Below are 22,788 nucleotides of genomic sequence, written 5' to 3'. Positions count from 1 at the left end.
GAGTCTAGGATAAGCACTTTTATCTCGCAAATTTATTCTATTCTTCTCGACTAAAAGAATAGAATGGCGGAGAAGGAGGGATTCGAACCCTCGATGGGAGATAAAGCCCATACTCCCTTAGCAGGGGAGCGCCTTCGGCCACTCGGCCACCTCTCCGTAAGTGCGGTGCATACTACACCGCCAAAATCTGAAGTCAATCCCTGTGTGTTTATTCGCGTATTTATTGAACAGTGCATACATTCACGCATACATTGAGGACACATTATGTCTAAAACTAAACATCTAACGTTACGTAATGGGACTTACTACCTAAATTATCGTGTCCCTAAAGATCTGGTTTCAGTGCTTGGTAAGACCAACATTATGAAATCTCTCAAAACGGATTCACTGAAAGAGGCTGTAGCTCAAAGAGACCAATTCTTAGCCACATTACACCCAGAAGATAAATCATCACACACAATTCTTAAAGCCTCCCGTGTGTACCTTACAGACATGGGTGAGTATTTGGGGAACACTTCAGTAAGGGCAACAAACAGAGCTGTTAAGTATTTGAGAAGCTACATGGGGTGTTCGCCTGATCTGTCTGAAATAACTAGACCTGTTGTTAGTGGTTTCCTCAAACACCTATCAACCAAGTTAAAACCAAAATCAATAAGGACGCTTACAAGCTGCCTAAATCGCATCTGGTGCCATTCTTATGATAAAGGCTACGTTCATACTGCCTCACCATTTCAAGGGCATACGGTAGCGCCTAGGGGTTTTGGTGTAGCTTCTAAACTACCCTTCACACCTGAACAATGGAATTTACTAACCAAAGAGTTGAAAAGAGATAAAACAAGGTTTTTGTTTGTACAGATCGGTTTATACACTGGAATGAGGATTAACGAAATAGCTAACCTCCTAACTAAAGATGTGTATCAAGATTCTGAAGGTGTATGGATGTTTAACATTCGCAAAGGTAAAACAGAAGCTTCTATACGTAGAGTCCCTATACCCGATTGTATTTTGAATAGAGTGTTAGTATTGAAAGAAACTTCTATGAATGAATTCTTATTTGAAGAGGTAGTTACTTACCCGTCTAATAGAAGTGGAAACATAGCGTTATGGTTCTCACGGTTAAAACTGAGACTAATCTCAGAAGATAAGCGTTTATGCTTCCACTCGTTAAGGGTGATGTTTATTACAGCAATGGAAGAGGCAGAGATTAATGAAGGTGTAGCTGCAACTATTGTAGGCCATAGGAAACATACAATGACGTATGGATTGTATAGTAAGGGCGTTAGTCCAAGTAAGTTAAAAAATGCGTTAGAATGTGCTGTAGGTGCCTTAGAATCAACGTATAGACTACAATAATCAATAAAAAGCCCTCATAAGAACGGTTAAGTTCCTAAAAGGGCTTTCTTCTTTATTTACCTACAATACCTTTCAACTCTCTAACAGTCCCATTAAGTTCGATTAATGTTGTGTTGATAGATTTAAGGGTTTCATTGAATCGTTCTTCTCCTTTCTCTAAACTGGATACTTTGTTTTCACAAGTTTTGATTTGAAGTTCAACAACTCTAAGCTTTTCATTCACTGGTTTAAGTGCTTGTAGTTCATTCCAACCAGTAATCAAAGCAATAATAAAACTACCAATAAGAAAGATGTTGGGAAGACTAACTTTCTTTATGTCCATAGTAGCTGTCCTCCGCATCTTTTACTAACTGATCGTCAAGTGTGTTTGTTGTTTTAGCTGCTAAGGTTTTAAGTAAACCAAAACAAGCTTTGATAATAATCTTCTCACCAAAGAAAGACATAACTACTTTGATAAGTGATGTTTTTAAGATGTTTAAAATCATAGATGAATCTCCATTCGTTAGTTTGATTGAATGAAGAAGAAGGGTTTATCTTTTTGTCCGTTTACTTCCTAAATTTTGTCTTTTGTAATGCGAACATCTTCATTACAAGAGAATTGAATAGTATCTACGTTAGAGTGGTTAGTTTTCTGCCTGATAGAAACATTAATAACACCAGTGCCGTAACTGGATGCGTATTCTACATTAAATATTGCATCACCTGACAAGGTAGTCCAAACCCCTACAGCAGGGATTGTCGAAGAAACAACACTGTTCTTACTAACGATACAGTATTCAAAATCACCTGCTCTTGGAGCAGCACCAGAATACCAAGTTGTGCCTTTCAATTCAAAACCACCTAAAGACCAAATGGCTATGTGGTTCTTGGTTAGGTAAAGTTTAACATCGAAACCACCCCAAGGATCATCCATCTCTACAATAGAATCTCTCATCACCACGTTAGGAGGTGTATAAGAAGATTTACCCCAAAAATCACTGAATGAAATAGCACCAGAAGGTTTCCCTGCAAGCTTACGGACTTCAGGATCATTAAGGTTAAAGGGGGCATTTTCAGCCCTCTTCAATTCTAAATTGATCATACCTGCCGTAATAGTTGTATTACTTGGTAATGCCATTCTTTAACTCCTCTATCTGTGTTTGCTGCTCTTTAATAGCTTCAATCAAAAGACCAACTAAGTTACCATAAGCAACTGCTTTGAAATCTTTGATCTCACCCTTTTCAGTTGTAATAACAGCTTCAGGCAAGACAGCTTCTACTTCTTGAGCAATAACACCAGTATGAAGTTTCTCTTTGTCCGCAGTATCAGTACGAGTGTAAGTAACACCATTAAGCTTCATTACTTTAGCAAGTGCGTCAGGAATGTTCTTAATGTTATCTTTAACGCGTCTATCAGAGAATGCAGTAACGTCACCACCTGCCATAACCCCACCAGTTGTGTGAATAGAATCAGAACTTGTATTAGCTACGTGAAACTTCTTACCGTTGTAAACACGAACCCAAGTAGTGTCTTCCATGTGTATACCACCAGAATAGGTTTCGTTGAACCAACCTTGATTACCAGTAGTTCTGAACCAACCTCCACACCTAACTTGTGCGTTAAAGTAAGCAGAACCTTCAGAACTGATAGAAGCTACGTTAGCAACCCCTTTATTACGGAAGATCCAACCACGAGTGTTAGCACCAGTCATGTTGAAGTAAGTAGCCCAATCACCGTTTAAATAACCATGTCCACCAAACTTATTAGTTTGAGCAAACATTAAACCATATTCAGGATCAACAGAGTTCGTACCATAAAGAGCTAAACCTTGCCCTTGACCATTGGTCTGTGTAACAGCAAGACCAGCAGCACCAATTACACCAGAAGAGTTACCACCACTAATAGGTAAAGCACCAATCTCAGCAACAGTTGGTTTCTTACCAGTATGATAAAGTTCATGCCACGGGCCAGTTCCTGCTGTATCTCTGCTTCGCATGTAATATCTATTTGTACGATTACCACCTGCCACTTGTAATCCATAACCATCCCCGTGTTGCATATTAAAACCCCACACCCAACCACCTTCAGGGGCGTTAGCACCACCAGATGATTGAACAAAACAGCTAGGAATTGTTCTAGAGTTCCAATCAGTGATACTGGTAGTTACTAAAGCATCATGGCTGTGTGAAGAATTAGCAGCTCCAATCTCAGAAGCAGTTGGTTTGAAACCTTGATGGTAAACTCTTTGGTGGGTTCCATTGTTATTAACTTGCAATAAACCATCTTTAACATTCAAGTTCATCGTATGAGCAGCATCCCCAAAACGAGCAAGACCTCCAGAAACACCAATAACGTTAGCACCACCAACAATAAAACCAGTCGGTACAGATAAAGCACCAGACATAGTCCCACCAGAGATAGGGACAGCACCTATTTCACCAGCAGTGGGCTTGTTGTTCTTGTTATAAGGGGCAGCAATATTAGTAATGTCGTAAACAGTAGCTTCAGCCAAATACGTAGTGAAAGTAGAAGAACTACCCCCTGAGACGTAAGTATGACCACCTCCGCTGAATGAACCACTGTCACCACACATAGTTACACGAACATAACGTTCCCATTTACCAGTGCCTTTGTTAGAAGTAGCCCAATAGGTTTTACTGTTAACACCCATAGAATTCTCAGCAGTAACCCACTCCCTTCCTGAATCTAATTTTGCAACAAAGACTTGAACAAAGATTTTGTTAGCAGCAGAGGACATATTAGTGATAAATCCACCAAACCCCGGGGATGTGCCAGCAGAAGGTGTATGCACTATCTTAATAACCTTTTTAGACACGTTAGGGGCTAATGAATTAGTTTCCCAATTATGTGTAACACCAGAACCACCTGTATTGTTGTAAACAGTTACACTGTTGTTTCCAGAGGCAAAGTCAATGTCCCTGTACATACAATTACCAAGGGCGTAGTTAGTGGCAATAAAGTTTAAGAAACCATTCTGAGCGGTTTGATCCCCACTGATAGGCACTGTCCCAATCTCAGCAGGTGTAGGTTTAAAACCTTGATGGTAAACACGTTGATTGTAATTACCACCTGCATAAATTTCCCCTTGGACTTTAACTTCCTTGTCAAAATGATAAGAAGGTCTATCAGTTTGGAAATGAGCATGAGTAGCGTTTAAAGATCCCATTTTAAGCCAACCATGAGTAGTCTGGTGCATCATTGTACTATTGTGTTGTAACGCTAAAGAACCAGCAGCAACACCTTTAGGACGTAGATGAAGACTATCAGCAGCAGCACCTTCAACAGCAGTACTATTATGTGCAATGTGAGAAACTGAACCACCTGATTTAAGTTGTAAGTAACACCAACCAGAACCAGCATTCTCAATGTTCATACCCATGAAAGAGTTGTTGTTGCTTTTAATGGTTAATGCATTAGTTAACGTACCACCAGAAGTGGATAGCTTTCCGTTTAATAAACCATCTGCTTCGATTTTAGAGTAGGTAGAATTTTTATGCCACACATCAACAGAAGCAGCAGCTCCAATCTCAGCAGGAGTAGGTTTTTTAGAAGTCCCATAGATTACACCCTGAGTTTTAGTAGCCAACTCACCAGAAGCACTGAGGCTTAAGAGATCACCGTTGTACCAAGCAGAACCAGAACCAACAACAAAAGCTTTAGTTATAGCCTTTTTAGAACCATCCCAGTGAGAACCAAAACCAACAATAGGATTATCTGAATCAGAACCTTTGAAGATTAAACCACTAGCACAAGAAGGTGCAGTATCACGGTAGACAATGTTACTACCTTCTATTCTTGTTCTTTTGTAAACTACATCACCAGTTAAAGTACCTCCAGTAAGAGGCAAAGCCCCAACATCAGCAGAAGTAGGTTTATTACCAGTGTGGTAGACTCTAGAATTACCATCTGCATAAATCTCACCTTCGACTTGTAAATAAGATTTAAGAGATGTTGAAGTGTTTACTGTACCTCTTTCAATAACCAAACCAAACGGTACTCTTTCGGAATCATGAGAGTTAAACCTGATTCTGACATCCTGTGAATCACCTCTTGTAAAGTTAATACGTGGATTACTATCAGGTTGTGTGCTTTGGTCAGTAATAGCTAAGTTTAAAATAGTATTACTAGGGTTTGACAGTGTACCACCTGTTTTATCAAACTTTAGGTTATCTTTAGCATCAACTTCAGCTTTAGTGTAAGCACCAACCTCAGCAGCAGTTGGTTTAAAACCTTCGTGATAAACTCTCTTACGTTGACCTTCTGTAGATTGGACAAAAATCTTCTCACCTACAGCGTTGAGGTTCAACTCTCTTTTGAAATCACCATCACCAAATCGAGTGACAGTAGGACTAGCACCAACAACATTAACACCTTCAACGTAAAACTTAGAAGAACCAACTTTTAAATCACCAGTAATAGCCCCACCTGTAAGAGGCAGTTTTAAATTATCCTTAGCGTCTGTTTCAACTTTAGTATAAGCGCCAACATCATTAGCGTTTAATGTAATAACACCACTCTTACCATTCACTGAGGTTACAGATTCAGTGTTGTCAATTTTGTAGTAAGAGTTTGTTTCAGCAGAGTAAACAATAGAATCACCTACCCCGTAATCTACACCACCAACAACACCAGCTACAGTAACTTTCCAGAAGCAAGCACGTTTATTGCCATTAACATCAGTTAAAGGTTTAGGAGCTTGGCCAGAACTTAAATCAACATTACCAGCTTCAAGCAAAGCACCAGATAAAGCAGCAGTAGCACTTTCAGCACGTCTAGCAAACTCCTCAGCTTGTAAAGCACTAGCTAAAGCACTGGATTGTGCATTAGAGGCTGAACCAGCACTAGACGAGGCTTGGTTAGCTTTTGTTGTAGCGATGTTGGCTTGAGCGATAGCAACATCTTTATGTTCACCAGCAGTTTTAGCAGAAGCTTCTGCATGTTGTTTATAAGATAAAGTGGTATTTAAGTTAGCAGCAACATTAGTAGCATTAGAAGAAACCTCACTATGCTTTACAACCACATCAGAGTGTTTGTTAACAACGTCAACATGCTTAGAAACAACCTCTGTGTGTTTAGAAACCACTTCTGAATGTTTAGCAACTACATCATTTTTATTAGCTTGTACAAGGGTTTTATCACTAGCAACTAAATCCCGGTTAAGCTCAACTTCTTTCCTAGCTTGTTCAACAGTTTTAGCTTTATCAGAAACTTCTAAACGTGTAGACTCAACAATAACTTTATCAGCAGCAACTAAATTTTTATTAGTAGCAACTTCAATACGTGCTTTCTCTACATCATTAGCAATTACTTTAACTTCTTCTACACTAGCTTCAACCTTAGAAGCACTTTCAAGGATTGTTTCTTCAACTTCCTTAACTTGGTCTAAAACACCTTCCATTTGACTATGTAAATGTTCAGCAATAGAATCACCAATGTTGACGTTAGGTAGTACCGCTACTGTTTGGCTAGAAGCTTGCATTTCTGTTGTTGAGAAAGATTCATCTAATGGAACTTCTTTCTTAATTAAAACTTTCAGTGATTTAGAAGCTTTACCTTCATTGTCCATTGTATAAACATCACCCTCAAAACCAGTATTGGTAATCTTGTCGTCAATAACAACCTCTTTGTTGATAAGAACTTTGATTACTTTTGCTGTTTTAGGTTGTACTGGTTTAGGGTTGGGAGTTCTTATTCTTAGCATGTTATCTCCTAGTAATGTCACGAGTGATTTTGAATGAACCTTTTACAAAGGTGAATACGTTCTCTTCAAACTCAATTTGAATGTCATAAACTGCGTTGTCGCTTTCTTTTGAATTGGTAGGTAATAGGTTTTCAGAATCAGCTTTAGTGATTTGCCAATAGAACTTACCTTGTGTAGGATCACTTTTAACAAGTGGAAACTCATACCAAACAGTATCAGTTTCAGAATTACGTCTTACTTGACCTGTTAAAATGTGTCGTGTAATGTCAACAGGGACTTCTTCACCTGTTTCTTGATCTACTGAAATCAATTGGTAGCTAAACTTTGGAGTATCACCACGGTAAATTTCAATGTTATAAGTTGCTCTTTGAATAGACATAGCTACTCCTTAAAAATAGTAATAGAAAAATAGAATTAACCAACCCAATTAGGGAGGTTAGGAAGTGTGTCGTATTTGGTACAGTCGATGTAAGGTATGTTTTGAATACCACCACCATGAAAGAAACCAGCAGGCGGGGAATCTTCCCTACCTATTCTGGGGTTTATACAACTGAGTTGTGTTTGGGTAGTGTTTACTTGATTAGCTACAGTTTTACACTCATACCAATCCCACTTATCACCACCCATTTTTTCAGCCCAAGTACCATAAAGATCTGTTAGGTAGGCAACCTTTCCATTAACAGGTGTAGCCTTATTGGTTGCTCTAATTTTAACGATAACAGTAGAAACACCAGCAACACACATAGGATAAGAACCACTGTGCCAATTTATTTCACCTTGAAGGTTATAAGTTGCAGCACCATAAGTAGGACAAGGGACGTTCTTAGCTCTTACAAAAACATACTCAAACAGTTGATTACCATCATCGTGTGAATACACTAGGAAGTCTATTGAATAAGGTAATCCGAAAGGTCTAAAGGTAGGTTCACTTCCTGATTTCTGAATTATCCTTCCCCAGTAAAGGAAACTTTGTTCAGAGACACCTAAGAAGCTTATGTTATCTTTGTTTAAAAATTCAATACCGAAAGACATTAGCCACGCCTCCCGTATACTGATAGGTAAACATCATCACCAGCACTTGTACCTGTGCCTATAACGTTATAAGGTAAGTCCATAGTCACAACAGCACTTAAACCATCAGGGGCAACTTCCACTGAAACAACTGTCTTACCTTGATAGCCACCTAAATCTAAAACTTCATCATAAACGTTCATGTCTTTTGTAGTGAAGAAATAAGACATGTTTTCTTTGTTGTGTTCAGGCAAGGTAATAGTAACTTTCCAAGGTGGGTTTGTTTGGTTTCCTACATTACGAGGATTACCTTTTAAATGAACTGCTTTAATAATTGTTGTTGGTTGTGCTTCTTGAATAACCTCTTGACCAAAAGGTGTCCAAGCACTAATACCGTATCTTGACATAAAAAGAATCCTTAGCGCCCCTTAACGAGGCACTTGTTTATTTTGTTAATGTAATCTCCCAATCTTTACTCGGATAGCTCCGTTCTCTTTAACAATGATAGTATCACCTTCGATGAATACACCTGTTTGTAAACTACCACTTGAACCAATTTGAACAGAACCAATAGAACCACTTGAAGCAGTAATCTTCCCGCTTATCTCAGCGTTAGTCATAAAAGCTTGACCTGACTTTGATACTCTGAAAGGAGCGTGATTACCGTCCGAATGACCAGCGTATAAACCCCAAGTAGGATCAGCACCATCTAACGTAGCGGATTTAGTTCCAGAACCAGCAATAACTTTTGTGTTAGAAGCAATGTGGGAACCAGTAATAGCACCAGCAGAAATGTTAGTAGCTGTTAGGTTCTTGATTAGAGCATTCTTCATCAGAACTTCACCAGAAGCACTATTCACTTCAAATACAGCTTGTGAACCAGCAGCAGAACTAACACGGAACCTATCAGCAATAACATCAGTGGTAGACGTAACCCCGTTATTGCCCATAATCAAACCAGAGGTTTTACCATTCACTTCTATCATTGTTTGATTCAGTGCGTTTACTTTACCATCAACACCAGCTACTACAGAATTGGTAGAACTAATAGAACCTTTCACCCCACCGATTTCAGCAGATAAGCGAGTATCTAAAGAAGCTATAGAACTTGTGGCTGTATTAGCAGTGTTTTGGGCAGTAGTTATCTTACTATTGGCATCCTTAAAAGCACTGGCAACTTCTGTTTTATAAGAAGCTAAAGCACTGTTAGTATTTGCTATAGCAGTTTGGTTAGAACTAATCCCTGCTTTGGCTGTGTTGAGTTCAGCAGTTAACTTACTATCTAAAGCTGCTACTGCTTGGTTCGCTGTATTAGCTGTATTTTGGGCTGTGGTGATTTTGCTATTAGAGTCCTTGAAAGAGTTAGCAACTTCTGTTTTATAAGAAGCAAGGGCGCTATTAGCTGTATTAGCTGTATTCTGTGCAGTAGTAATCTTAGATTCAGAATCAGCAAACTTACCAGTAACTTCAGTTTTGTAAGCTGTTAAAGCTTTATCAGTTGTAGAGATTGCTGAAGTGTTTGTAGAAATGTTTGTCTTAACACCTTGGAACTCAGAAGCAACTTGTGTTTTATAAGTAGCAAGATTGCCATTAGTAGATTCAATTGCTTCAGCGTTAGAACTAATCAAAGCACCTTGAGAACCTACTGTAGTATTCAGTTGATTAATCTTAGTAGCGTTAGTTCTAATGTCAGCTTCAGCTTTATCTATGTCCTTATCAATCTGGATTACATCTCTATCTAACTGAGCTACTACTTTATCCAACTGCTCTAAATTTACATTAACACTGCCCCAAGCAGGTGAATCAGTCAATAGATCATCAATGTCCAAAGTATCAAAAGCAACAGGGCTTGAATAACTAATACCATCACGACCAAACAGGTCATAATGACCTACACGTACATAGTGAGTAGTTTTATAATCCTCAGTAATTTGAACAACAGGAGATTTAGAGATAGCAATCAGTGTGTTAGAGTTAGGTGTAAAATTACCATTGCTTGAAATGTGGATTTCAGTACCTGAATAATCAGAAACAGATTCAGCAGGATCATCCCACTTAACAGTAAGTTGGACAAGTTTACCACTAACAACAACACCACTAGGTTGTGTGATTTGTGAGTTTGTAGCAATAACAGATACAACAGAAGAGCCTAGGTTATGAATAGACACAACCTTAACATCAAATCTTAGATTACGATTGACACCCGTCTTAATGTTATCTTCAAACGTATAGTTTAGAGAGGGGTTAGAAGTGGCTACTGTTTCAGAGTAAACACCACCTTTATAAACAGCTACTTCATAGTGTGAAAATAAATCACCAACAGTATCAACTTCCAGTTCTAGAGATTTATCATAAGACCAATTAACCAAGCAATCACGGCCTGTAAAACTCGCTGTTAGATTATTCACAGGAGGTAATGCGTTAGCACCAACCACTTGAACATTGCTTAATACAACCCACTCTGAAGTGCTACCAAGGTAAGAAACAGTTAACACTCGGAAATCATAAGCATCAGAACGTAAACCATCTAAATCATAAGAATCAGCTTTAACTTCCCCTAAACGTTTCCAAGCAGAGGCAGAGCTAAGTTTACATTCAACAATGGTTCTACATTCACGGTTATAACGTGTAGTCCACGACAGAACACCCTTACCAGTTTTACCAAACCCTTGTTGTTCAAAGGTTAGGTTTGCAGGTGTTGGAACTATCACAGAAGGTGTAGAAGGTTTGCCAGAAGTAATACCATCTTCGTAGCTAGTTTCATCATAAACAGTATCACTATACTCAGTTGCTGTGATTTTGGAGACCATAGTTTTATCATCCAAAGTGGTAGCAATCTTATTCACTCGGAATTTGATTCTATCTAATTTGTAAGCATCATTAGAAACTTCAATCACATCGTTAATCTGAACTTCTTGTTTAGAGTTATCTAAATCAAATTCAATAGTCTTTTGGAACCTTGCCTGTTTAAGTGCTTTGTTAGCTAAGATTTTAATGATAGTGTGGTTAGAATCATCACAAGTATAAGGATATTTGAAAGTTTTACTTTTCTCAAAACCATCAATCTTGATTTGTTCATCTTCATAAATATTAGAAGGTAGAACGTATTTATCACCAGAATAATTACTATCAATGTTGACGAACTCAGCGTTAATAACGTTGTAGTAATTGCTATCATTAGCATTAGATAACTTGAAAGAACCTACTAGATCATCTTCTGTAATGTGGCAAACAGGGAATGAAGCTCTATCAGGTCTAACTTTAATCAAACCATCTTCAACGAATAAAACACCATCAAAACTTGTAACCATGTCTAAAAGGATTTGACCGAAATCTTGGTTTTGATCTACGTAACCATCAAACGATAAATTGCTTTGCTCACAATAGTTTGCTAGTTCGATGAATGAATCTAAATCAATAGCATCTACAGGGATACCAACACCATAGTAACCATCAACAAGATAAGTGAAAACAACACAAGAAGGATTACGGAAGGAAGCACTATTACCATTAACCCAAGTGCGTTTTGTGTTATCAGTGATACCTTCTAACGTTGTATCATAACGGAAATCAATAACAGGATTGCCTTCAATCAAAGCTTCAACACGAATGTTGTCAGACATGATACGAACATCATTATCTTTACCTTCTGGTAATCTACGTTCAATCAACATTCCAATAGAACCTGTACGATCACCACGGCTAGTGTCGGTGTACTCACCATCACCATTTTCAATCAAATGTTTCCAAGGTTGTTCAGTGTTCTTACCAGCACGGAAACCCATAGCAAGATTAGGGAACTCTTTAAAGTGGTAAGAGGTGGAACCCTCTTCCCCTACTTCCTTGTTCGGTGTATACCAAACATCAAAACCTAGATGATCACCATCAAAACAAGGGACACCATCAATGAAAACTTCTTTAATGTCTTTTAACTGACCTACACCCAAAGAATAACTTTGAGCAAGGTATTTTGAATTATTATTATTAACGTTGTTCCACACCCGAACAGCAGGAACTACGCATTTACCAAAAGGTACAATCTTAGGGTTATCTGAACCCTTACGATCAATGTTATTACCACTATCTTTCTGTTTACCTTTTGTATCCATTGTTAGCGAAATTGCTAAAGATACAACTGAGGAAATAACAGAAGCCCAAGCGGCTACTGCTGAAAAACTAGCCATACTCATACACTCCTAAATCTTTAAGTTCTGAAGGTTTAACCCTCCTAAATTGAAATACATCATCCCAAATACCAAATAACTTACCGTCCCAATAGATAGAACAAGAAACACCACTCATAACAATACAACCATCAGAAACTAGGTAAGGGTTTACCTTTTGATAACCCCTACTTTCCAAGAACTCTACTAAAGAACGGCAACCAGTAAGAGCAAGGGCTAACTTAGCCCCTGTCTTATAATCACTGTATTTACCTATTAGGTTGGTTGTGTCGTATTTAATGAAATCAAGAACAAGTAAATGACAATCTAGAAACCCGTATTCAAGCTTCTTATCTTTGTATTTACTTATTACTTCTTCCATAGAATGTCGTCCTTCATTTCTACGTTAGCGTATTTGAAGAAGGTATCACCATTGTGGTAAGCTTGATGTGTAGCGTTGTTGCTTCTCATAAGGTCGGGTGATTGGTCTAGATCGAATACAGACTTACAACTAACCTTTAAAGCCATGTAGCCTTCTGTGTAGTTAACATCAGTTTCAGGGGTACTTGTATAACCACGGTAATAGATTTTATTATCAGTGATTTCATTACCACCTTCAGGAACAAAGCATTTACGGATGATGATAGACTTTCTACGGAACATGTTGTTATTAACACTTTCTTGGAAATCTACAGCGATACCAGTTAAAGTAACTGTTAGTTCTTTACTTGCTAATGTGTTCTCGGTTGTAATCTTGTCGATTGCTAGAAGGGAACCAAAAGCACGGTATAAATGACCATTAAGTGTTATATCGTAAGGGGCATCTGTTAAGCGTAAGTGCTCACCTGTGATAGTAGTAAGGTCAATCTCTATAGTAGAACAAAAGAAACCACTCATTAGATCACCTCCATTGTAGATAGTTTGTATTCAGTAGCTTTCTCGTATTTAACTTTGAAAGAATCTTCAACTAAACGAAGCATAGGAGAAGGGTTGAAATTAAGATTTCCATTCTCAGGTTGTGTAAACCTACAAGCGGGAAAGATTTCTACAGAACTATTAGAACGTACATCATCTAACACTGTGTAGATTTTAGTATCGTTGGGGAACTGGAACATAGAACCAGCAGGTATGACACCAGAGAAACCAGTAAGGGTAATAGTATTGTTTCCAATGTCTACACGGTTAACTAACTTGCAAGTTTTAATAGGTGTGTATAAAGGATTGTAGTATTCTTCTGGTGATAGAACTAATTGGAAAGGGTTTAATCTACCACGAACTTTAAGCATAAAAGCATTGAAGCGTTTTACATCAATAGAGTTTTCTAACGTGACAGTGAACTCCATTTCTAAACGGTGTAATCCACGTGATTTAGAATTACCAATGTAGTTAACGGATTCAGTATAAAAATTAGGTGTAATTTGTTTAACACTTACATCAGATAAGATGTAGTCTGTGTCTTTTAAAGTAATCATAAAATAGTCTCCTGAGAGCGCCTAGGAGCGCCTGTATTGAGTTTAAATAGAAAAGTAATACCAATAGGTAGGTAAGATTAGAACCTCGCAGAATGCTCTTAGAGGCTCTCAGAAGGGTTTTAACGTAGAGAAGGATTTTCCCTTTGGGCAAGTTTCATAAACTTAGTTAAAGATTCACGGTGTTTAGCAAGATAACCTTCAAACTCAGCATCAGTTAACTTCTTATCTCCTTGGATAACTAAATCAGATTGGATAGTAGTACCACCACCTTCTTTAGAAGCATTGGAGTTAAGGAAGTTAGTTAGGTCTTTGTTTGCTGCTTGTTGAACAACACGTTCACCCTGTTTAAGAATGTATGAACCTGTTTGATCTACTTCATCTGTACCACTGTGAAATTGACCAATAGCAGTAGCAGCCATCTTACCCATAGATACCATTGAATTAGCTAGTGATGCGTGATAAGCAATCTCAGCAGGGATAGCACCAGCAGGTGAAGCAGCTTTCTTAACAGCCTCAGCAGTGTCATACATGTTGATACCTACAGAAGCAATAGCAGCAGCCTTTTCAGCAGCAAATGCAATCTTACGGGCTTTAGAACCTTCTTCTAGATTGTTTTGCAAAGATACTAATTCATCACCAAGTAAATCTAAACGTTCAGTTGCTAGATCTCTTTCAGCATCTAATTTTGCTCGCTTAAGATCCAAACCTCTTAAAATGTACTCAGACTCTTTAATAAGTTTGTCTTCTAATTGCTGGTCAAGTTCTTTCATTTCAAGCTCGTGCTGAACATTGATTTGCTCTTGTTCATCAGAAGTATGTTCAGCTTTCCATTCTAAACGTTCTTGAGCAATAGTTCTTTCAAGTTCCAACTTCTCACGGGCTTGGTTATTAGCTAGTATTTGCAAAGCAATACCATACTCTTCATTAGTTTCGTATTCAGCACCAAACTTAGTTTTAAGTTGTTCCAATTCAATAGTGTGACCTAAACCTAGTGTTGATAAACGATCCATAGTATGAGTTTTGGCTAGTTCCAACACAGAAGTATAATGGTTTTGGTGGTATCTAAACATTTCTTCTTGTTGCGTACTTAACAAAGATTTTCTAGCAATGTCTTCATCTTGTTCTAGATACTGACCTTCAGCAATACTCTTCTCTAACAAAACTTTTTGCTTATCATGTTTAAGTTTAAGTTTATCTAACTCTGTTTTTGCTGCTAGCTCTTTACCTGCTAAGCTAGAAGCTTGGTTTTCCAACTCAATAACTTTCAACCTGTCTTGATGCTCTTCCTCTAACTTCTCTTTTAGAAGATTGTAATGGTGGTTAGATAGGTTATCAGATGCTTTCTGAGCCTTTAAAGCATTCAATTTAGCATCATGGTCAGCTAACTCTTTGGCAGTACCACGTTTCATCAAATCGGCAAGTTCTTGTTGTCGTTTAGATTCATAACCTAAGACAATAGCTGTTTTCTGTCTTTGTAAATCCTCTTCTTTTTTAATAGCAAGTTCTTGTAGTTTAACGTTTTCATCAATGTTTTTTTGAGTTTGTTCTAACAGCCTGTAATTAGTATTCTTCTCAGTCAAAGAAACAGCTTCACTAGCTTTCATAGCAATAGATTCTTTCTCTTTATACAAACCTTTATTTAGTGCAGTGATCTTGTCTATCAAATCTTTTTCATTTTTGATTTTATTGTCAATTTCACTGGTGTCTAGACCTGTATTATTCTTTGTATACTCCAAACTCTTACTACCTAGGCTGGATTCTTGAAGTTGTTTAATCTTCTTCTCAGCCTCTAGGATTTTCTCTGTAGTTTCAAACCGTTCTTGACTGCTGTCTAGTAGTGCTTGGTAATGTTTGGGGTTATGACCTCCAAGCATGTCACCACCGGGAACCCAAGGTTTATTAGCTTTTTCTTCTAATAAAGCCCTTTCTTGTCTTAGCTCAAACAAAGCATTTTCAATGTCATTCGTGGACATTGATTTAAAATCAACATTGCTTGAGATTACATCTAAATGAAACTTTTTACGTTCATCTTTTGTGAGTTCACTAATAAATTCATCAACTTTTTTAGTAACACCTGAAGAGAAGTTAGACCAACCAATAATAAAAGGTTTCGACAAAGTAGCTACAAGAACCCCTACTGATTTATTCATTTCATCAGTAGCAATGTTAGCTAATTTGATTTCTTCTGCTGTTTTAGGGCTTAATAAGGATTTTGAACTAATACGATCTACTATACTTTCCCACTCTTTCAGTGCTTTAGAATTACTTCTGAGGATAGGTAATAGTTTAGAGGCATCATTACCAAGGCTTTCTAAAACAAAAACCATTTGGGCAGTAGAAGCACCTGCATTTTCCATTTCCTTAACAACTGTTTGTAAACCCTCTTTACCTGACATGTTTTGTAGTTCAGTTGCTGTTATTTTAGATTTAGCACCTACAACATCAAAGAAGTCTACAAAAGGCCCAGCACCAGTAGTTATAAAATCACCAATCTTATCTTTGAAATCTTTAAACATGTCAGTTAACTGATCACCAGTAACAACAGTCAAAGCCTCAACAGCGTGTTGCATTTTAACAAATTCTTGAACAGACATACCTGCTGTACTTGCAGCAGCTTTTATTTGCTTATCCATCTTTTCAGCGTTAACAGATGCTTGGTATGCTGAAGTTGCTAAACCCGCTACAGCAGCCCCTATTACAACCATACCAACAGCATAACCACCACCTTTCAAACCAGATAAAGCGCTAGTCATTGTATTAAGTGAACCATTGATAGAACCCAAGGAATCACTTGTTGTTTTACCAAACTGTTCAAACTTCTTTTCCATTTGAATCAGATTTCGATCTGTATCTGTTTTAGCTTGTCTTAACCGTTTTGTATAAGAAGCTGTATTAGCTGAAAGGTTTATTGAAATGTTACTCATTTCACCATCTCCTTAAATCTTGAGATTAAATAGGTATCAGGATCAGCTTTAGCTTGTTCAGCTTCAATAGCTTCCTGTATGTGTTTCTTAATGTCTGCCACTTGCCAATCTTGAGTAGCGTTCTTGAGTAAGCTTTGTGCCTTAGTAACATCTTTGTGTTCTAAGTAACTTGGGAATTCTTCTAAATAAGGTAGTAATTGGCTTGGCGTTACAGCTTGACTCTTCTTAGTAACGTTCTGGTTACGGATAAGGGACATTAATAAACCATCACGAACAGCTTGCGCTTTATCAGTGAAAGGAGAGATAACGTTTAATGCTTTATACCTATTGATTTCAGACGAAGGCCATTCTTCTAACTCAAAAGCGGGGATACCTAATTTTAGGCTTAACTCAAGGATGAATCTTTCGTTATCATCTACAAGCAAGTGGCGGGCTACTTTACCGTGTCGAAACCTTTGTTAGATAGATCAAGGATAGCATTACCAACTTCAATGATAGTTTCAAAAGGCATACTGTTAGAGATTTCATCACAATCATCAGAAGTAAAACATAAAGAACCATCTTCATTACAAACACCAAAGATAATAGCAGCAACAAATTTATCAGCAGGTGTATTAGCTCGCATTACTTCTAAATAACCACGGTATGAGAGTTCACGAATATAGATTTCTTCTGGTAAGGTTGTGAACTTAACCTTATCTTTTTTATAGTTTTTCAATAGTAAGTTTTTCATTTTAATACCTCGAATAAAAAGGGAGCAAAGGTAAATAAACCCTTACCCCCTTATTTAATTACTTAGCTTTAGCACTAACTAGAACAGCACCTTCACCGTAGGTAATACCTCCATCAACCGCTACGCTCCAATTACATTGACGTTGGCTATCTAATTCGCCTACTTCGCTGTAGCTTGTTACATAACCTTTGAAGCTACGAACTTCTTTTTCTACCTTGGCTGGATCTTTGTAATAGATTACTTTGAAATCACAAAGAGTTTCAGCTTGACGTGCAGCAAGCAAAGCTTGATAGCTTTCATCAGTAACGAAAGAAGTAGTTAGCTCAACAGCGGCAACAGTGCTTGAAGCTGGTAGTTTACGTGCTGATTTAACATTGAAATGTTTTACTTCAACAATAGAGGTTTCTTCAGATAGACCTGAGAAAGATTCAATGTTGGTGATAGGTGTATCATTGATTAGAATGTCCATGTAATTAGACAGTGTAATATCGTTAAGACCTGACATAGTATTAGTCTCCTAAATTAGTTTGTGTTTCTGTCAGCTTTACACTGACGTTATAGGTACGTTCATAGATTTTTAGTTCTGGAACGAAGTTGTCTGAGAAGGTATTTATTTTCATACCTAGTACAGTTAGTTCACCAACAGTGTTTGTATTCTCGATGTATTTACGGAGATCTAAATCGTTATAAATGTCACTGACATTCTTAGACGATACTGTTAGTTTTATTGTTCTGTTCGATACGTTCTTATTGTTGTATCTCGCTACAGCTACACCATAACCAGCGTTTTCTATACAGAAAGCAGGACTAGGAGCATCTTCGGGAATAAAGAAGGAGTAGACAGGGACAGAAGGGAACGCACTCGATAAGAACCTTATAAAGTTCTCTTCGATCATTTAGTAGCTTTCTCCATTTTCTTAGTTTGTGTGGCAATAGCAGTTATTAGCTCTTTCTTGAAACGGTCAACCATAAGATGTTCTTGTTCAGCAAATGTGTTAGAAACAAAATGCTTACCAGAGGTAGTGGATATGTCTCTTTGTACAAGGTCAGTAGGATTACCAAAATAGTGAAACACTTTACCGTTGCGTGTAGTTGCTACACGTTTGGTTCTACCATTTTCAAGAATGGCGGCAAGCTTGGCTGTGTGATTATCAAAGGTTACATTTGCAAAGAGTTCACCAGATTGTTTATCAGTAGCAAACCCATTAGATTTGATTTTGATATTCTTATCAGTGTTTACACTTATACTTAGTTTTACACCTTTCTCTAAATCACCAGAAGAATAGCCCTGCTTACCTTTAGACGATGTGTAATGCTCATAAGAGCTAGTATCACTGTTAGAAACACTTGACCTTATGTTAGATTGCAGAGCTTCCTTAACAGGAGCCATTGCTTTCCTAGCAGCACTTCTTAACGCAGCTTTTCTAAATTTAGGATCAGTGAGACTATCTAGTAGTTTATCAACAGAATCTAACCCTTTTACATGCTTCATTTGTCTGGACATTACTTAGTCCTTACTACAGCATTAAAAGTAGTGTATTTGTTTAAACCCCAAGGGTTACTTGGAGGTGTTACAATGTCGTATTCAACATCATTGATAAGAAGGTACATTGACGTAGTTAAAGGTTTTAACTTTCTGTTGTGCCTCATAGTGATTTGTACAGTGTGGTTAACAGATTTAGTTGTATTACCTTCAACGGTTGATTCTACTTCTTTCATTGCTACAGGAGCTTTAATAAGAAGGGTTTGGCTACTGGAAGGTACACCATATTTATCTACGCTAGGGACTGCCTCCCAAATCTCAGCTTTATATTTTAACTGTGAAATCATCATAGGGGTTACCCCGCTACTTTAAGACGGTATAGATCAAAACAAGCACGGTGATTAGTTGGAATCTGTGTTACAGAAACACCCATAGCAACTTCTTCACGGACTTCGTAGAAGTGGGCAATTAGTTTTAAAATGCCAAGTAAGACAACTTTAGGAACTTCTTCATTTACAGTGTAAGTAACGGTGAAGTGTTTTAAAGGCTTCCATTTGTCCTTGAGTACCAACATACCCGCAATAGGATTAAGGTGATAATCATCAACGTTGATTAGGTGGTCTCCAAACATACCTTGAACAGATAAAACCTCAGACGCTTTACCCATTGGTAAAAACATAACAGGTTTGAAATCTTCAAAGGTTGTGATAAGTGTTGCCCTGCCTAGAATTCTATTCATGTATGCAGAGGCAAAATCAAAAGCAGCAGAACGGTACAACGTTAATAAATCGTTTTCAGAGCTATCGTAAACACGTAGATGATCTTGTATAGTTTCAAGAGGAAGTAACTGTTCTTCTAATTGTGGATCTTTGGATAAAACATTGAAGTGCATAAAAGCTCCTCCTTTGAAAATAAGATAAAAGAAAGGGATTAGTGCTTGACTAACCCCTTATCTTCAATTACTATTTACTTAGCTGAACGAGTTGCAGCTTTAGTAACAGGCAAACCTACTACTGCTTCATTGTCGTTAACAATTGAACCAATACGAGTAGCTACGTTAAATTCTACACAGAAGTCAATTTTGTAAGGGTTGCGTAACAGTTCCATAGAAGTAGGGATTTCTACTACACGGAAAGCTTCAGCGTATTGACCAAAGTAGACAACGCCTAACAGCAGAGGATCTACAACAACGTCAAAACCAAAGATAGTACCAGCAACGCCAGCTTCTAAAGAAGTTTGCATCAAAGGACGGCCTGTAGTGTCTTTCAGACCTGCAACACGTTGGAACACGTCACGAGCCATAACGTACTTAGCACCACTTAGGTAGCCAGTTTTCAGTTCAAACTGCATACCTTGTAAAGCAGCTAATAGAGCAGCATCATCACCAGAAACAGCAGGAAGTTGTTTGAAGTGAGTACCAGCTTCAACTTTTGCAGCATCGGTAGTAAATAGAGTTGCGAAACCTTCAGGTTGGTTTTCACCAGCACCATTGATAAGACCATCAGACACTAAGCGTCCAATTTGCTTGCGAACATCAGCCATTAAGAAAGCTTCTGCATTGAAGAAAGGATCACTTAAAGTTTCTTGAGGGATGATAGGTTTAGCAATAGCTTTACCAAACTTGGCTTTCAAGACAGTGAAACGTGGGCTACCTGTGTGTTCACCGTTTACACCTTCATAGTTTTCACCTTCCCAACGAGCACCACTTGAACCGATTTGCTTACGCTTTTCATAGCGAGGAGAGCTAGCAACTTCACGGCCAAACAAACGAACAAGAGCAGACTCTTCAACGACTGATTGAACGATAGTACGGTTAACCTCGGTTAGTACACCTTCTGTAGCAGAACCAGCTTCAACAGTGTTGAAAGAAGCAGATTTGATTTGACCATTTTTAACTAATTCCATGTCACCTTTGAAGTTCTTAACTTCATCGTAGAACTTAGCTTTGTAATCAACAGGAGCAGCTTTTACTTCAACAGGAGCAGATTTCATAGAAGCAACAGCATCTTGTAAGTCAGCGATTAAAGAAGCTTGTGCAGTTAATTGGGTTTCTAAAGTATTCATAGTGTTATTCACCTTATTATTAATTTCCTCAGATTGAGGGAGATTGTTTTGATTGTTTTGTTCAGCTACTTCGTCAGGTTCCTTAGAACTTTCAGTTAGTTCTTCTTCTGCGTTCGCTGTGATTGTTTCCTCAAGATCTGAGGGTTCTGTTTGAATAGGTTGTTCTTCTTCGATAGCTACGGTGTTAACTTCTTCGATAGTGTTTTCAACTTCTTCAAGAGAAAGAGATTTAACAGATGTGATGTTCGATTCTGTGTTTGCAGGAAAGGTAACAATGGAAACCTCGAACACATGTATGTTAGTTAGGTAATTTGTCGCGCTTGTACGCTCATACTTTTCATCAATGGTTACGTAACCCACCGATAAATCACACAGCGCATCCATTTTTAGTAAAGAATAGGTCTCTCTACCTAAAACAGTTTCTAAACAAAGCTTTCCTTTAACCCATAAACCTTCTTGGTCTTCCCACATGTCTAGGATTACACCAATAACTTTTTCATGGTCATGTTGGAGTAGAAGCTTAGGCATAGTCCCTGCTTCTTTGTGTCTTTGGATAGATTCAGTGAAAGTAGTATCAGTGGTAACATCACCAACGCGGTCTTTAACCCAACGTTTGTTTGCTAGTCCAACGAATACACCTTGTTCATCATTTGGTTCAAAAGATTTAATCTTGAACTCTAAGTTTTCACTCTTCATTTGTTACTTCTCCTATTGTTTTTGTGAAGTCGGAGATAGTTCCAAATACAAGGTTATTACTAGCCACAACGTACAGATCTTCTGAGGTATCAGCTTGCATACCTAAACGTTTACGTGTTTCATTACGTCCAATAACACCACGGGTAAATAAGAGTTCTGCTACTTCAGCATTTGTCTTAGCATCACCACGGAGGTAATCGGAGGTATCGAATTTAAGGGCATAACCAGAAGGTAGGATTAATCGGAAACGTGCTTCAATCTTAGTAATAAGCGATTGTAATCGGGACTTGTAGAAGAAGCTGTTGATAGATTCAACATCTTTAAAGTTGTTATCAGGTATTCCAAGAAGAGGAATAGGAACACCGAATAGTGTAGCGATTTCACGGATGGAAGCATTACGGCTTTCAAGAACCTGTGCGTCTTTCAGTGAATAGGTATTTTCTACGTAAGAAGAATTACCTTCTAAGATGCCAATCTTATGAGCATTATCTTTACCAGCATAAGCATCATTAACTTGACGTGCTAAACGTGCGTAAGATTCATCTGATAAGACACCATCTACTTTAATGAAACCACCTGAACGTGAACCAACCTTGTAATAAGATTCAGCGTTGTGTGTTGCAGATAAAGACAAGCCAATAGTAGATTTAGCTAATAAGATTTTATCTAGTGCTTTGAAAGTGTTTAGTGTTAAATCACGTACAACAAAGATTTGGTCTTCATTAAGGACAACACCCTTACCTTCATTTGTAATACAGTCATAGCGTAAACCATCACCGTGCTCTATTACGCTCACTTGTTTAGGTGAGTTGAAAGGAGTAATCCTTAGAACTTTACCAGCATTGGTATAATCAACCATTGCGTAGAACTCGGAGTATAAACACAACTGAGCAACCATTTGTTCAATGAACTCGGTTGAGGTTTGTCTAGGATTAGGACGACAAGTTAAGATGTAAGCCATTTGTGAGGCTAAATCTTCTTGCCACTCTTTACCCAGTGAACCTTGTTGCTGTTTATAAAGCTTTAAAGGAAGTGTGCTAATGGTATTGGAGATAATTCGAATACAAGCATTAACGGTAGGATCTTGTAGTGCTGTTTCATAAGTGACTTCTTCGCCTGAACCGCTTATAAAGGATTTCATAAATGGGCTAACGAAGGGGTCACTTTTTTGTTTTACGAACATAAGT

The 22,788-nt window shown here is 37.9% G+C and carries 22 protein-coding genes and 1 tRNA gene; 1 reads left to right on the top strand and 22 read right to left on the bottom strand.

The genetic code is table 11. From position 1 onward, the window contains the following. Positions 1-64: 64 nt before the first annotated feature. Positions 65-156, bottom strand: a tRNA-Ser gene (locus RA178_RS06375). A 108-nt stretch (positions 157-264) separates the two neighbouring features. Here RA178_RS06375 and RA178_RS06370 point away from each other — a divergent pair. Beyond that, entirely contained in the window at positions 265-1,353 is a 1,089-nt protein-coding gene (locus RA178_RS06370; protein ID WP_306684972.1) for a tyrosine-type recombinase/integrase, read from the top strand. A 52-nt stretch (positions 1,354-1,405) separates the two neighbouring features. On the opposite strand, the gene RA178_RS06365 is transcribed toward RA178_RS06370, so the two are convergent. From RA178_RS06365 to RA178_RS06265, 21 genes are all read right to left on the bottom strand, one after another. Next, entirely contained in the window at positions 1,406-1,675 is a 270-nt protein-coding gene (locus RA178_RS06365; protein ID WP_306684971.1) for a hypothetical protein, read from the bottom strand. Continuing rightward, the gene (locus tag RA178_RS06360; RefSeq protein WP_306684970.1) at positions 1,656-1,838 is read right to left on the bottom strand and encodes a hypothetical protein; all 183 of its coding nucleotides are present in this window, start codon (positions 1,836-1,838) and stop codon (positions 1,656-1,658) included. The genes RA178_RS06365 and RA178_RS06360 overlap by 20 nt, the downstream gene beginning before the upstream one ends. Positions 1,839-1,906: 68 nt before the next feature. Then, positions 1,907-2,470 carry a hypothetical protein gene (locus RA178_RS06355; protein WP_306684969.1) on the bottom strand — a complete coding sequence of 188 codons (564 nt, stop codon included), beginning with the start codon at positions 2,468-2,470 and terminating at the stop codon, positions 1,907-1,909. Next, positions 2,454-7,055 carry a tail fiber domain-containing protein gene (locus RA178_RS06350; RefSeq protein WP_306684968.1) on the bottom strand — a complete coding sequence of 1,534 codons (4,602 nt, stop codon included), beginning with the start codon at positions 7,053-7,055 and terminating at the stop codon, positions 2,454-2,456. Before RA178_RS06350 ends, RA178_RS06355 begins: the two co-directional genes overlap by 17 nt. Position 7,056: 1 nt before the next feature. Then, positions 7,057-7,434, bottom strand: coding sequence for a hypothetical protein (locus RA178_RS06345; protein WP_306684967.1), 378 nt, complete (start codon positions 7,432-7,434; stop codon positions 7,057-7,059). Between the two features lie 35 nt (positions 7,435-7,469). Next, entirely contained in the window at positions 7,470-8,087 is a 618-nt protein-coding gene (locus RA178_RS06340; protein ID WP_306684966.1) for a hypothetical protein, read from the bottom strand. Beyond that, the gene (locus RA178_RS06335) at positions 8,087-8,473 is read right to left on the bottom strand and encodes a hypothetical protein (RefSeq protein WP_306684965.1); all 387 of its coding nucleotides are present in this window, start codon (positions 8,471-8,473) and stop codon (positions 8,087-8,089) included. Before RA178_RS06335 ends, RA178_RS06340 begins: the two co-directional genes overlap by 1 nt. A 45-nt stretch (positions 8,474-8,518) precedes the next feature. Next, positions 8,519-12,250: a YhgE/Pip domain-containing protein gene (locus RA178_RS06330; RefSeq protein ID WP_306684964.1), complete on the bottom strand. Its 3,732-nt coding sequence runs from the start codon at positions 12,248-12,250 to the stop codon at positions 8,519-8,521. Next, a complete protein-coding gene (locus tag RA178_RS06325; RefSeq protein WP_306684963.1) occupies positions 12,243-12,611 on the bottom strand; it encodes a hypothetical protein in 369 nt (122 codons plus the stop codon). Before RA178_RS06325 ends, RA178_RS06330 begins: the two co-directional genes overlap by 8 nt. Beyond that, positions 12,599-13,126 carry a hypothetical protein gene (locus RA178_RS06320; protein ID WP_306684962.1) on the bottom strand — a complete coding sequence of 176 codons (528 nt, stop codon included), beginning with the start codon at positions 13,124-13,126 and terminating at the stop codon, positions 12,599-12,601. The genes RA178_RS06325 and RA178_RS06320 overlap by 13 nt, the downstream gene beginning before the upstream one ends. Continuing rightward, entirely contained in the window at positions 13,126-13,701 is a 576-nt protein-coding gene (locus tag RA178_RS06315; protein WP_306684961.1) for a hypothetical protein, read from the bottom strand. The genes RA178_RS06320 and RA178_RS06315 overlap by 1 nt, the downstream gene beginning before the upstream one ends. 119 nt (positions 13,702-13,820) lie before the next feature. Next, a complete protein-coding gene (locus RA178_RS06310; RefSeq protein ID WP_306684960.1) occupies positions 13,821-16,625 on the bottom strand; it encodes a coiled-coil domain-containing protein in 2,805 nt (934 codons plus the stop codon). Beyond that, positions 16,622-17,050, bottom strand: a complete 429-nt coding sequence (locus tag RA178_RS06305; protein WP_306684959.1) for a hypothetical protein — start codon at positions 17,048-17,050, stop codon at positions 16,622-16,624. The genes RA178_RS06310 and RA178_RS06305 overlap by 4 nt, the downstream gene beginning before the upstream one ends. 8 nt (positions 17,051-17,058) lie before the next feature. Beyond that, complete coding sequence (locus RA178_RS06300; RefSeq protein ID WP_306684958.1) at positions 17,059-17,358, bottom strand: phage tail assembly chaperone family protein, TAC; 300 nt, start codon at positions 17,356-17,358, stop codon at positions 17,059-17,061. Positions 17,359-17,416: 58 nt separating this feature from the next. Next, positions 17,417-17,863 (bottom strand): hypothetical protein, encoded by a 447-nt coding sequence (locus RA178_RS06295; RefSeq protein ID WP_306684957.1) that lies wholly within the window; start codon positions 17,861-17,863, stop codon positions 17,417-17,419. 4 nt (positions 17,864-17,867) lie between these two features. Beyond that, on the bottom strand, positions 17,868-18,254 hold the full coding sequence (locus RA178_RS06290; RefSeq protein ID WP_306684956.1) for a hypothetical protein: 387 nt from the start codon (positions 18,252-18,254) through the stop codon (positions 17,868-17,870). Next, the gene (locus RA178_RS06285) at positions 18,251-18,862 is read right to left on the bottom strand and encodes a hypothetical protein (protein ID WP_306684955.1); all 612 of its coding nucleotides are present in this window, start codon (positions 18,860-18,862) and stop codon (positions 18,251-18,253) included. The genes RA178_RS06290 and RA178_RS06285 overlap by 4 nt, the downstream gene beginning before the upstream one ends. After that, complete coding sequence (locus RA178_RS06280) at positions 18,862-19,191, bottom strand: phage head completion protein (RefSeq protein WP_306684954.1); 330 nt, start codon at positions 19,189-19,191, stop codon at positions 18,862-18,864. Before RA178_RS06280 ends, RA178_RS06285 begins: the two co-directional genes overlap by 1 nt. A 5-nt stretch (positions 19,192-19,196) precedes the next feature. Next, positions 19,197-19,733: a head-tail connector protein gene (locus RA178_RS06275; protein WP_306684953.1), complete on the bottom strand. Its 537-nt coding sequence runs from the start codon at positions 19,731-19,733 to the stop codon at positions 19,197-19,199. 74 nt (positions 19,734-19,807) lie between these two features. Next, a complete protein-coding gene (locus RA178_RS06270) occupies positions 19,808-21,601 on the bottom strand; it encodes a phage major capsid protein (RefSeq protein ID WP_306684952.1) in 1,794 nt (597 codons plus the stop codon). Beyond that, positions 21,591-22,784, bottom strand: a complete 1,194-nt coding sequence (locus RA178_RS06265; protein ID WP_306684951.1) for a phage portal protein — start codon at positions 22,782-22,784, stop codon at positions 21,591-21,593. Before RA178_RS06265 ends, RA178_RS06270 begins: the two co-directional genes overlap by 11 nt. Positions 22,785-22,788 lie beyond the last annotated feature (4 nt).

It is taken from the genome of Shewanella oncorhynchi (assembly GCF_030848765.1).
GTDB classification, from domain to species: Bacteria; Pseudomonadota; Gammaproteobacteria; order Enterobacterales; family Shewanellaceae; genus Shewanella; species Shewanella oncorhynchi.
Note: the sequence above shows the minus strand (reverse complement) of the source record. Positions and strands in the feature narration are given on the sequence as shown.

Excerpts from the sequence above, each read along its gene's own strand:
- RA178_RS06370 (WP_306684972.1), top strand. The coding sequence starts at position 265 with ATGTCTAAAACTAAACATCTAACGTTACGTAATGGGACTTACTACCTA.
- RA178_RS06365 (WP_306684971.1), bottom strand. The coding sequence starts at position 1,675 with ATGGACATAAAGAAAGTTAGTCTTCCCAACATCTTTCTTATTGGTAGT.
- RA178_RS06360 (WP_306684970.1), bottom strand. The coding sequence starts at position 1,838 with ATGATTTTAAACATCTTAAAAACATCACTTATCAAAGTAGTTATGTCT.
- RA178_RS06355 (WP_306684969.1), bottom strand. The coding sequence starts at position 2,470 with ATGGCATTACCAAGTAATACAACTATTACGGCAGGTATGATCAATTTA.
- RA178_RS06350 (WP_306684968.1), bottom strand. The coding sequence starts at position 7,055 with ATGCTAAGAATAAGAACTCCCAACCCTAAACCAGTACAACCTAAAACA.
- RA178_RS06345 (WP_306684967.1), bottom strand. The coding sequence starts at position 7,434 with ATGTCTATTCAAAGAGCAACTTATAACATTGAAATTTACCGTGGTGAT.
- RA178_RS06340 (WP_306684966.1), bottom strand. The coding sequence starts at position 8,087 with ATGTCTTTCGGTATTGAATTTTTAAACAAAGATAACATAAGCTTCTTA.
- RA178_RS06335 (WP_306684965.1), bottom strand. The coding sequence starts at position 8,473 with ATGTCAAGATACGGTATTAGTGCTTGGACACCTTTTGGTCAAGAGGTT.
- RA178_RS06330 (WP_306684964.1), bottom strand. The coding sequence starts at position 12,250 with ATGGCTAGTTTTTCAGCAGTAGCCGCTTGGGCTTCTGTTATTTCCTCA.
- RA178_RS06325 (WP_306684963.1), bottom strand. The coding sequence starts at position 12,611 with ATGGAAGAAGTAATAAGTAAATACAAAGATAAGAAGCTTGAATACGGG.
- RA178_RS06320 (WP_306684962.1), bottom strand. The coding sequence starts at position 13,126 with ATGAGTGGTTTCTTTTGTTCTACTATAGAGATTGACCTTACTACTATC.
- RA178_RS06315 (WP_306684961.1), bottom strand. The coding sequence starts at position 13,701 with ATGATTACTTTAAAAGACACAGACTACATCTTATCTGATGTAAGTGTT.
- RA178_RS06310 (WP_306684960.1), bottom strand. The coding sequence starts at position 16,625 with ATGAGTAACATTTCAATAAACCTTTCAGCTAATACAGCTTCTTATACA.
- RA178_RS06300 (WP_306684958.1), bottom strand. The coding sequence starts at position 17,358 with ATGAAAAACTTACTATTGAAAAACTATAAAAAAGATAAGGTTAAGTTC.
- RA178_RS06295 (WP_306684957.1), bottom strand. The coding sequence starts at position 17,863 with ATGTCAGGTCTTAACGATATTACACTGTCTAATTACATGGACATTCTA.
- RA178_RS06290 (WP_306684956.1), bottom strand. The coding sequence starts at position 18,254 with ATGATCGAAGAGAACTTTATAAGGTTCTTATCGAGTGCGTTCCCTTCT.
- RA178_RS06285 (WP_306684955.1), bottom strand. The coding sequence starts at position 18,862 with ATGTCCAGACAAATGAAGCATGTAAAAGGGTTAGATTCTGTTGATAAA.
- RA178_RS06280 (WP_306684954.1), bottom strand. The coding sequence starts at position 19,191 with ATGATGATTTCACAGTTAAAATATAAAGCTGAGATTTGGGAGGCAGTC.
- RA178_RS06275 (WP_306684953.1), bottom strand. The coding sequence starts at position 19,733 with ATGCACTTCAATGTTTTATCCAAAGATCCACAATTAGAAGAACAGTTA.
- RA178_RS06270 (WP_306684952.1), bottom strand. The coding sequence starts at position 21,601 with ATGAAGAGTGAAAACTTAGAGTTCAAGATTAAATCTTTTGAACCAAAT.
- RA178_RS06265 (WP_306684951.1), bottom strand. The coding sequence starts at position 22,784 with ATGTTCGTAAAACAAAAAAGTGACCCCTTCGTTAGCCCATTTATGAAA.